General features: G+C 71.4%; 10 protein-coding genes. 7 read left to right on the top strand and 3 right to left on the bottom strand.

All coding sequences use genetic code 11. From position 1 onward, the window contains the following. Positions 1 to 1125 (top strand): serine/threonine-protein kinase (locus ACZ5CR_RS17510; RefSeq protein WP_468858219.1); only part of this gene is annotated, 1125 nt, incomplete at its 5' end. Between the two features lie 136 nt (positions 1126 to 1261). Here ACZ5CR_RS17510 and ACZ5CR_RS17505 read toward each other — a convergent pair. After that, positions 1262 to 2278 carry an alpha/beta fold hydrolase gene (locus ACZ5CR_RS17505; protein WP_468858217.1) on the bottom strand — a complete coding sequence of 339 codons (1017 nt, stop codon included), beginning with the start codon at positions 2276 to 2278 and terminating at the stop codon, positions 1262 to 1264. 310 nt (positions 2279 to 2588) lie between these two features. On the opposite strand from ACZ5CR_RS17505, the gene ACZ5CR_RS17500 reads away from it, so the two are divergent. Together ACZ5CR_RS17500 and ACZ5CR_RS17495 are read left to right on the top strand one after the other, a co-directional pair. After that, positions 2589 to 3002: a hypothetical protein gene (locus tag ACZ5CR_RS17500; protein ID WP_468858215.1), complete on the top strand. Its 414-nt coding sequence runs from the start codon at positions 2589 to 2591 to the stop codon at positions 3000 to 3002. A 123-nt stretch (positions 3003 to 3125) separates the two neighbouring features. Beyond that, complete coding sequence (locus ACZ5CR_RS17495; RefSeq protein ID WP_468858213.1) at positions 3126 to 4628, top strand: SulP family inorganic anion transporter; 1503 nt, start codon at positions 3126 to 3128, stop codon at positions 4626 to 4628. Positions 4629 to 4719: 91 nt separating this feature from the next. On the opposite strand, the gene ACZ5CR_RS17490 is transcribed toward ACZ5CR_RS17495, so the two are convergent. Together ACZ5CR_RS17490 and ACZ5CR_RS17485 are read right to left on the bottom strand one after the other, a co-directional pair. Then, positions 4720 to 5688 carry an SDR family oxidoreductase gene (locus tag ACZ5CR_RS17490; RefSeq protein ID WP_468858212.1) on the bottom strand — a complete coding sequence of 323 codons (969 nt, stop codon included), beginning with the start codon at positions 5686 to 5688 and terminating at the stop codon, positions 4720 to 4722. Between the two features lie 20 nt (positions 5689 to 5708). Beyond that, entirely contained in the window at positions 5709 to 6512 is an 804-nt protein-coding gene (locus ACZ5CR_RS17485; RefSeq protein ID WP_468858210.1) for an SDR family oxidoreductase, read from the bottom strand. 67 nt (positions 6513 to 6579) lie between these two features. On the opposite strand from ACZ5CR_RS17485, the gene ACZ5CR_RS17480 reads away from it, so the two are divergent. From ACZ5CR_RS17480 to ACZ5CR_RS17465, 4 genes are read left to right on the top strand one after another with little or no spacing between them, the layout of a single operon-like run. Then, on the top strand, positions 6580 to 7374 hold the full coding sequence (locus ACZ5CR_RS17480) for an enoyl-CoA hydratase family protein (RefSeq protein WP_468858208.1): 795 nt from the start codon (positions 6580 to 6582) through the stop codon (positions 7372 to 7374). After that, positions 7371 to 8234, top strand: a complete 864-nt coding sequence (locus ACZ5CR_RS17475) for a CoA transferase subunit A (protein WP_468858207.1) — start codon at positions 7371 to 7373, stop codon at positions 8232 to 8234. Before ACZ5CR_RS17480 ends, ACZ5CR_RS17475 begins: the two co-directional genes overlap by 4 nt. Next, entirely contained in the window at positions 8231 to 9037 is an 807-nt protein-coding gene (locus ACZ5CR_RS17470) for a CoA-transferase subunit beta (protein WP_468858205.1), read from the top strand. Before ACZ5CR_RS17475 ends, ACZ5CR_RS17470 begins: the two co-directional genes overlap by 4 nt. A gap of 32 nt (positions 9038 to 9069) precedes the next feature. Continuing rightward, positions 9070 to 10191, top strand: coding sequence for an NAD(P)H-dependent flavin oxidoreductase (locus ACZ5CR_RS17465; protein WP_468858244.1), 1122 nt, complete (start codon positions 9070 to 9072; stop codon positions 10189 to 10191). The last annotated feature ends 115 nt before the right edge of the window (positions 10192 to 10306 follow it).

The following is a 10306-nucleotide window of genomic DNA, read 5'->3' as shown; positions in this document are numbered from 1 at the left end:
GTCACGGCGGCCACCGACGTCTTCGCGCTCGGCCAGACAGCGGCGTTCGCGGCACTGGGCGAGCCGCTGTACGGGGACGGGCCCTCGGTCAGCGTGCTGTACCGGATCGTGCACTCGGAGCCCGATCTCTCCCTGCTGCCCGCGCAGTTGCGTCCGCTGTTCGCCCGTTGCCTGGCCGCCGATCCGGCGGAGCGGGCGACCCTGGCGGAGATCGTCGACTGGTGCAGGCAGCGTCTCGGCGGGGATGCCGCCGCCGGAGCGGGGCCTGCCGTGTGGCGGGAGATCACCGGGCCGGAGGTGAGCGTTCCGGCCCCGGTTCCCCACCCGACCCGGGTGCACCCTGCGCCCGTGTACACGCAGCCGTTGTTCGCGCCGCCGCAGCAGACGGTGCCCTCGGAGCCGGACAGACTGCGGGCCCGCCGAAGACGCAACGCGTTCATCACAGCCGGCGTGACGGCGGGGGCGCTGCTGCTCACCGGTGTGACGTGGACGGTGATGGACGCGACGGACGCGCTCCGCGGCAAAGGCACGTCCTCGGAGTCCGGTTCGCAGGCGCCCGACCGGTCGTCGGCGTCCGGAGGAGCGGCGTCCGGGGGATCCGCGCGCGAGGGTGAGAACTCGGCGGCCGGTGAGAACTCGGGATCCGGCGACAAGAATGACCGGGCGGCGGACGGGTCGCTCCCCTCCTCGGGCTCCGAGGACTCATCGGACTCCTCCGACTCCTCCCCGACCGGGTCCACGCGGCCGCGAGCCGTCGCGTACCCCCAGGAATGGTTCGACGAGAAGAACTCCGTGAGCCTCAGGGAGCCGGTCGACCGCAAGGACCGCAAGGGGGACATCCGCTTCGTCTGCGCGGGGAACAGCTGCTCGCTGGAGAGCGACAAGAGCCTGATCACCCCGCTGTACGGCAAGCCGGGAGCCACCCTCGGTTCGTGCCGTACCGCCCTCAAGGGCGCCGACAGTCACGACCTCCCGCTGGCCGCCGTGGCGGCCGGCAGCGAGATCTGCGTGAAGAACCCCTCCGGAGACATCGCCCTGCTCGTGGTCCTGGTGAAGTCGACCGCACTGCCGAAGGGCGGGTTCAGTTTCTTGAGCGCGGACATGACGGTCTGGCGGGCGCGTTAGCCCGTCGGGCGAGCGCGTCAGGCATCTGACGAGCACGTCAGCCGTCTGGCGAGCGCGTCAGGGGTCTGGGGCGAGCACGTCAGGGATCTGGTGAGCGCGACAGGCATCTTGAAGCCTGAGGCTTCCTGATGAAGCCTCAGGTGGCGCTCCGCTCGCTCGCCTCGCGATACCGCCGTTCCATCTCGTCGACGTAGGCGTCGTCGCCCGGCCGCCCCGCCCGCAGCAGGCGCCACCACTGCTCGATGCTCCAATTGGCCGGTTCCGTCGACCCGATGAACTCCTCGACGAGCGCGAGGAAGCGCGCGGGATCGGCGTGGAAGGGGAAGTGCCCGGCCCCCGGGAAGATTTCGAGGCGGCTGTCGGGCATCGCCTCGTGCGCGGTGAACGCGTGGTCGACCGGCACGACGCTGTCCCGGTCGCCCCAGACGAGGAGCGTGGGCATGCCCTGGGCGAGGTAGCAACGGTCCAGCATGGTGACCACCTGGCCGCGCCAGTCGACGACGGACCGCAGCGTGCGGATGAACGCGGCCCGCGCCCACACGTCCGGGAGCGCGTCGACCAGGCCCATCAGCTCGGGCGCGTCCTGCCCCAGACCGGTGTCGAGCAGCCGGAGCAGGGCGACGACCGCCCGCACCGGCAGGTCGGCGCCCGGCAGTCCGAGCAGGGAGAGGAACAGCGCGGCGCCCGGCAGCGAGACGCCCCGCAGCACGGGAGTGACCTGCGGACCGACGCCGCCCGTGCTGACGAGGACGAGCCGGTCGACGCGCTCGGGGAACTGGTAGGCGAACTGCATGGCGACGCCGCCGCCGAACGAGTGCCCGACGAGGGTGACCCGCTCGACACCGAGCACGCCGAGCAGATCCCGGACTCCGTTGGCGTACGCGGCCACCGAGTAGTCGGCTCTCGGCTTCTCGGACGCGCCGTGACCGAGCAGGTCGGGCGCGATGACCGTGTGATTGCGGGCCAGTTCGGGGATGAGCCGGGACCAGGTCGCCGATGAGTCGCCGATGCCGTGGATCAGCAGGAGCGCCGGCCCTTCCCCCGCGACGCGGTACGCGCGCCGGTATCCGTGCACGGTACGGAATCGCAGGGCGACCCCTCTCTCTTCGCCGGTGGGAAGCCGCCTGGGCTGGAAGGGCAGGATCCGCGCCATGGGCCGGAGTGTAGGTGGGCTGCGCGGCGGGGTGGTTTCGGGTGGGTTTCGGGTGGCTCAATACGGGCGCACCCACGACGAACCCGGTGTCTCCGTGCGGCTGGCACGTGCGCCGACTCGCCGACTCGCCGACCCTCCGACCCGCACCGGGCGAGGCCAGACGCCCCGCCCGTGCAAACGCGCCACACACGTCCGACCGAGGGGTGGTTATCGCGCCAAGTCACCACCCGGTCACCCAAATGACATATCCGGCGGGTTAAGTTGCTTGGTGACCATGCGAGTTACGCGGCCACGTGAGGACTTTGCCACCGTGACGGGATCCGGAGCACGCAGGCGGACGCTGCCCGCGGCGCCGCCCGCCGTGCTGGTCGCCGTGCTGCTCGCGGCGCTGGTCGCCGTGCTCCTGGTGATCGTCCAGTTCTTCGCACACGGGATCAACGAACCCGTTTCCAGCGCGGAATTCCGTACGCAACCGGCCACGGCTCCGTACGCGCAGTGCGGCGACGACACCCACCCGGAGCAGACCTCCGAGCGCTTCCGGACCCGCGGCCGGTCGCACTGCCGCGGCCTCGTCGCCGATACGGCTCCGCGACTCCACGCCCGCACCGTCACGACTGCGGACGACAGCACGCCCGCGCACTGTCCCGTCGCCGTCGCCCACCACGGGACGAGACCCGCGGGCCGCGAACCAACGGCTCTTCTCCTCCAGGTCTTCCGCTGCTGATCGGCCTCTCCGGTACGACCATGCCGCCAGGCCCTCCTGTCTGACGCGCCCGTCGGCCGGACCCGAACACCGGTCCACTTCACACCGATGCGCCACCCCCACGGCGCTCAGGAGTCAACCGACATGCAGCTTTCCCCTGCCTCCGTACGCGACCGCGCCCGTTCCGTGTTCACAGCGTCGAACGGCGCGCGGCACGACGTCGCCGCCTCCGTAGTCGTCTTCCTCGTCGCCCTGCCCCTGTGCCTGGGCGTGGCCGTCGCCTCCGGAGTACCCGCCGAACTCGGTCTGATCACCGGCATCGTCGGCGGCCTCGTCACCGGTCTGCTGCCCGGCAGCAGCCTCCAGGTCAGTGGTCCCGCCGCGGGTCTCACCGTCCTCGTCCACGAAGCCGTGCGCGAGTACGGCCTCGCGGCGCTCGGCGCCCTCGTGCTCGCCGCCGGGATCCTCCAGCTGGCCATGGGCGCCCTCCGGCTCGGCCGCTTCTTCCGGGCCATCTCCGTGTCCGTCGTCGAGGGCATGCTCGCCGGGATCGGACTCGTCCTGATCGCCGGACAGTTGTACTCCATGGCGGACCGCGAAGCCCCCGCGAGCGGCCTCGGCAAGATCACCGGGCTGCCGGGCATGCTCACCGGGATGTTCGGTTCTGAACGCGCGCTGACCGCGTTCGGGCTCGGCGCGGGCACCATCGCCGTGCTCGTGTTCTGGCGCAGGCTCCCCGCGAAGCTCCGTGTGGTGCCCGCGCCGCTGGCCGCCGTGGCGCTCGCCACGGGTGTTTCGCTGCTCTTCTCGCTGCCGGTGGCCACCGTCGAGGTGCAGGGGCTCCTCGACGCGGTGCAGATGCCCGACACCGCCGCGTTCGGGGGTCTGCTGAGTGTCGGCGCCGTCGGTACCGTCCTCGCGTTCGCCCTGATCGCCTCGGCGGAGAGCCTGTTCAGCGCGGCCGCTGTGGACCGTCTGCACGACGGTCCGCGCACGTCGTACGACAAGGAACTGATGGCGCAGGGCGCGGGCAACACCGTGTGCGGGCTGCTCGGCGCCCTGCCGATGACCGCCGTCATCGTTCGCAGCTCGGCCAACGTGCAGGCGGGCGCCCGGACGAAGGCGTCCCGCGTCCTGCACGGTTTCTGGCTGCTCCTCTTCTCGGCGCTGCTGCCCGCCACGCTCGCCCTCATCCCGGTCGCGGCCCTCGCGGGTGTCCTCGTGCACGCGGGCTGCAAACTGATCCCCGTACGGCAGTTGGCCGAGCTCTGGCGCGAGCACCGCGGTGAGGCCGTCGTCCTGGTCGTGACGGCCGTGGCGATCGTTTCGGTGAACATGTTCGAGGGGGTCCTGATCGGCCTCGCCCTCGCCGTCATAAAGATCGCCTGGGAGACGCCGCACGTGGACGTGGAGGTCGTCGACAAGGGTGCGGGCCCCCTCCGCGTCCACCTGTCGGGGCACGCCACGTTCCTGTGTCTCCCCAAGCTCCTCGACGCACTCGAGGCACTGCCCCAGGACCGCCCGATCGAGCTCGATCTCACGGAGCTGCGGCACCTGGACCACGCGTGCCACACGTCCCTAGAGAGCTGGGCGGAGCGGCACAGCGCGCAGGGCACGGATCCGGTGCGGGTGGCGTCCGGGGCCTGACCCTCGTCCGGGGCCTGACCTTCGTCCGCGGTCCACCGTCGGTACCGCCGGACCGGCTCCGGTGCAGCCCGTCCGGCGGTGCTCCGCCGCCCTACCTCGCCCCGTACACCGGCTGTGGCACCTCCGCTTCGGCGAGCAGTTTCAGCGCCGTGTCGCCTGCCTGAGCCGGGGTCCAGCGGGCGCCCTTGTCGGCCGTCGGCCCCGGCCGCCAACCCTCCATGACGGTGACGCGCCCCGCTTCGGCCTCGAAGACTCGGCCCGTGACACCGGCGGAGGCCTCGGAGCCGAGCCACACCACGACCGGTGACACGTTCTCCGGAGCCATCGCGTCGAAGCCGCCGTCCTCGGGCGCGGCCATGGTCCGCTCGAAGGTCTGCTCCGTCATCCGCGTCCGCGCGGCGGGCGCGATCGCGTTGACGCGCACTCCGTAGGCGGCGAATTCGGCGGAGGCGACCATGGTGAGCCCGAGAATCCCTGCCTTGGCGGCGCTGTAGTTCCCCTGCCCGACGCTTCCCAGAAGGCCCGCACCGGAGCTGGTGTTGACCACGCACGCGTGCCGCGCGCGCCCCGCTTTCGCCTCGCCGCGCCAGTACGCGGCCGCGTGCTTCAGCGGCAGGAAGTGCCCCTTCAGATGTACGCGCATCACCGCGTCCCAGTCGTCCTCGTCGAGGTTGACCAGCATCCGGTCCCGCAGGAACCCCGCGTTGTTGACCAGGGTGTCGAGACCTCCGTAGGCGTCGAGCGCGGTCCGCACCAGGGACGCGGCGCCCTCCGACGTGGCGATGTCGCCGCCGTGCGCGACGGCCTCACCGCCCGCGGCGCGGATCTCCTCGACGACGTCGTGCGCGGGTCCACCGGAGGATCCGGAACCGTCGGGCCCCACGCCGAGGTCGTTGACGACGACCTTGGCGCCCTCGGCGGCGTACGCGCACGCGTGCGCACGGCCGAGGCCGCGGCCCGCGCCCGTGACGATCACGACGCGGCCCGCGCAGATGCCCGTGCTGCCCGTGCTGCCCGTGCCCGGCTTTTCGGCTGAGGTCGTGCGGGACTCCTCGGTCATACGGAACTCCTCCGATACGTTCAGTGGTTGACGGACGCGGCGTCGAGGAACGCGGGGCGTTCGCCGCCCCCGTGCAGGTGCAGCGCGGCACCGCTGATGTAGCGAGCGCTGTCGGAAGCGAGGAAGACGCACGCGTCCCCGACGTCCGAAGGATCGGCGAGGCGGCCCAGCGGGACGGTGCGGGCGACCTCCGCGATGCCGTCCTCGTCGCCGTAGTGCAGATGGGCGCTCTCGGTGCGGGCGAGGCCGAGCACGACGGTGTTCACGCGCACCTTCGGGGCCCATTCGACGGCCATCGTGCGTGCGAGGTTCTCCAGGCCCGCCTTGGCCGCTCCGTAGGGACCGGTGCCGGGTGAGGGTCGGGAGCCGCTCACGCTCCCGATCATGGTGATGCTGGCCGCACCGTCAACGCCACCGTCACCGTCACCGTCACCGTCACCGAGATCGCGGCCGCGCATCACCTCGTACGCCGCCAGGGACACGTACAGCGGGGCCAGCAGGTTGAGTTCGACGATCTTGGCCTGGCGGGCGGGGGCGGACTCGGCGAGCAGTCCGAAGGGCGTGCCGCCCGCGTTGTTCACCAGTGCGTCCACCCGCCCGTGATCGGCGGCGACTTCGGCGAAGAACCTGTGCGCCGCCTCCGCGTCGCGCAGGTCGAGAGGCCGGAACTCGGCGGCGACGCCCGCCGCTTCGACCGGGTGCTCCGGCGGTCTGCGGGCGCAGACGACGACCCGCGCACCGGCGGCGAGGAAGCTGCGGGCGATACCGGCGCCGACGCCTCGGGTGCCGCCGGTGACGACGACCACCTGTCGGGTGTCAGTCATCGCTGCTACCTTTCTAACTAACAAATGTTTGGTTGAAGGGCCTGGTTGAAAGGTAGCGGATCCTCTGATGTCTGTCTCCACCTCCACACCGGACGAAGGCGTGGCTGTCGTCACCGTCGACTTCCCGCCCGTCAACGCCCTGCCCGTGCAGGGGTGGTACGACCTGGCGGCCGCGGTGCGCGAGGCGGGCCGCGATCCCGGGACGCGCTGCGTCGTCCTGGCCGCCGAGGGCCGCGGGTTCAACGCGGGCGTGGACATCAAGGAGATGCAGCGCGACAGCGGCCACAGCGCGCTGATAGGCGCGAACCGCGGGTGCTACGAAGCGTTTTCGGCGGTGTACGAATGCGAGGTGCCGGTCGTGGCCGCGGTGCACGGCTTCTGTCTGGGCGGCGGCATCGGCCTCGTGGGGAACGCGGACGCGATCGTGGCCAGCGAGGACGCGACGTTCGGCCTTCCCGAGCTGGACCGTGGCGCCCTCGGCGCGGCGACACATCTCGCCCGCCTGGTGCCCCAGCACCTGATGCGCGCCCTGTACTACACCTCGCGCACGGCCACCGCGGCCGAACTGCACGCGCACGGCTCCGTTTGGCGGGTCGTACCGCGGGCGGAACTGCACGCCGCGGCACTTGAGTTGGCGCGCGAGATAGCCCAGAAGGACGGCACGCTGCTGCGGTTCGCCAAGGCGGCGATCAACGGCATCGACCCCGTCGACGTGCACCGCAGCTACCGCTTCGAGCAGGGCTTCACCTTCGAGGCGAACCTGAGCGGTCTGGCCGACCGCGTCCGCGAGGACTTCGGGCGGGAATCCGGCAAGGAAAAGAAGGAAAAGCAGGAAGAGAAGGCAGAGAAGGGCAGGGCATGACGGACAAGACCATGACGCCCGACGAGATCGTGGGGCGGCTGCGGAGCGGGATGACGCTCGGCATCGGCGGCTGGGGTTCGCGCCGCAAACCCATGGCCCTGGTGCGGGCCCTACTGCGGTCCGGGGTCACGGACCTCACCGTCCTCTCGTACGGCGGCCCGGACATCGGCCTGCTCGCCGCGGCCGGGAAGATCCGCAAGCTGGTCACGGCGTTCACGACACTCGACTCGATCCCCCTGGAGCCGCACTTCCGCGCGGCGCGCGAACGCGGCGCCTTCGAACTCGTCGAGCTGGACGAGGCGATGTTCATGCAGGGCCTGACGGCCGGCGCCCAGCGGCTGCCGTTCCTGCCGATCCGCGCGGGCCTCGGCTCGGACGTCCTACGGGTCAACCCCCAGCTGCGTACGGTCACTTCGCCGTACGAGGACGGGGAGGAGCTCGTGGCCGTCCCCGCCCTGCGGATGGACGCGGCACTTGTCCATCTGAATCGCGCCGACCGCCTGGGCAACGCCCAGTACCTGGGCCCGGATCCGTACTTCGACGACTTGTTCTGCGAGGCGGCCGACACGGCGTACGTGTCGTGCGAGCGGATCGTCGATGCGAGCGAGCTCACCGGGCGGACGGCGCCGCAGACGATGCTGATCTCCCGGCACGCGGTGACGGGCGTGACCCAGACGCCCAAGGGCGCGCACTTCACCTCGTGCGTGCCGGACTACGACCGCGACGAGCCCTTCCAGAAGGCATACGCCACCGCCGCGAGCGACCCGGACACCTGGAAGAAGTTCGAGGACCGCTTCCTGACCGGCACCGAGCAGGACTACCAATCGGCCGTCCGGACCTGGCACGAGGAGCAGCGATGACGCAGACCGACCCGACGGCGACGACCTCCGCGCCCGAGGCGACCGCCGCGACCGCCGTCACCCGTGCCGAGTACTGCGTGATCGCCTGTGCCGAGGCCTGGCGGGACGCCGGTGAGATCCTCGCGTCCCCGATGGGCACGGTCCCGGCGATCGCCGCCCGCCTCGCCAAGCTGACGTTCTCGCCCGACCTGCTGCTCACGGACGGGGAGGCTCTGTTGATCGGCGATGTGCCTGCCGTGGGGGCGCCGTCGGCGGTGACGGAGGGCTGGCTGCCGTACCGCCGACACCTGACGATGGTCATGGGCGGCAGGCGTCACGTGATGATGGGCGCGAGCCAGATCGACCGCTTCGGCAACCAGAACATCTCCTGCATCGGCGACTGGGAGCGGCCGAAGCGCCAGCTGCTCGGCGTGCGCGGGGCACCGGTCAACACCCTGAACAACCCCGTGAGTTACTGGATCCCCCGGCACTCGGCGCGCGTCTTCGTCGAGAAGGTCGACATGATCAGCGGCGTCGGGTACGACAGCGCGGCGGCGGCCGGCCCTTCCGCCACCCGCTTCCACGACCTGCGCCGGGTCGTGTCGGACCTCGGCGTCTTCGACTTCGGGGCGGCGGACCACGCGATGCGTCTGGTGTCCCTGCATCCGGGTGTCACCATCGAGCAGGTGCGCGAGTCGACGGGCTTCACGCTGGCCACGGCGGACGACGTGCCGTACACCCGCGAGCCGACCGCCGAGGAACTGCGGCTGATCCGGGAAGTGGTGGACCCGCGCGGTCTGCGCGAACGCGAGGTGCGCTCGTGACGGCGGCCCCGGCGAGCTCGGCCCCCGCGAGCATGGAGACGGCGCTGACCAGGCTGGTCGGCGTCCGATATCCCATCGTGCAGACCGGCATGGGCTGGGTGGCGGGCCCCCGACTGGTCTCCGCGACGGCGAACGCGGGCGCCCTGGGCATCCTGGCCTCCGCGACGATGACCGTCGACCAGCTGCGTTCCGCCGTGCGCGAGGTCACGTCCCGTACGGACGCGCCCTTCGGGGTCAACCTCCGCGCCGACGCGGGCGACGCGCGGGACCGGGTCCGGGTCATCATCGACGAAGGAGTGCGCGTCGCGTCCTTCGCGCTCGCCCCCTCGAAGGAGCTGATCGCGGAGCTGAAGGACGCCGGGGTGGTCGTCATCCCGTCCATCGGCGCGCGTCGGCACGCCGAGAAGGTCGCGGCATGGGGCGCGGACGCTGTCGTCGTCCAGGGTGGCGAGGGCGGCGGGCACACGGGTGAGGTGGCGACGACCGTGCTGTTGCCGCAGGTAGTGGACGCGGTGGACATTCCGGTGATCGCGGCGGGCGGCTTCTTCGACGGGCGGGGTCTCGTCGCCGCGCTCGCCTATGGCGCCGCCGGGGTCGCGATGGGCACGCGCTTCCTGCTGACGTCGGACTCGACGGTGCCGGACGCGGTCAAGGCGCGCTATCTGGCCGCGTCGGTCAAGGACGTCACGGTGACCACGCGGGTGGACGCTCTTCCGCATCGGATGCTGCGCACGGATCTTGTCGCTTCGCTGGAGAAGTCGGGGCGGGCGGCGTCCCTCGCACGGGCCGTCCGGCACGCCGCCGCGTTCCGGAAGATGTCCGGGATGGGCTGGGGCGAGATGGTCAGGGACGGGCTCGCGATGCGCCACGGGAAGGGGATGACATGGAGTCAGGTCCTCCTTGCCGCGAACACGCCGATGATGCTGAAGTCGGCGATGGTGGACGGGATGCCGGAGGCGGGGGTGATGGCTTCCGGGCAGGTCGCGGGGGTCATCGAGGATCTGCCGTCGTGCGAGGAGCTGATCTCAGCGGTGATGGCGGAAGCGGCTGAGACGGTGGAGCGACTCTCCTCCGCTGCCCCTCCCCTCCCCGACAGTCGAAGATCTGCCGTCGCGCGAGGAACTGGCCTCAGCGGTGATGGCGGAGACAGCTGACGCGGCGGAGCAACTCCCCTCCGCTGCCCCTCCCCTCCCCGACAGTCGAAGATCTGCCGTCGCGCGAGGAACTGGCCTCAGCGGTGATGGCGGAGACAGCTGACGCGGCGGAGCA

This window comes from Streptomyces sp. NPDC031274 (assembly GCF_055570235.1).
This window is presented reverse-complemented; position numbering and strand designations above follow the sequence as displayed.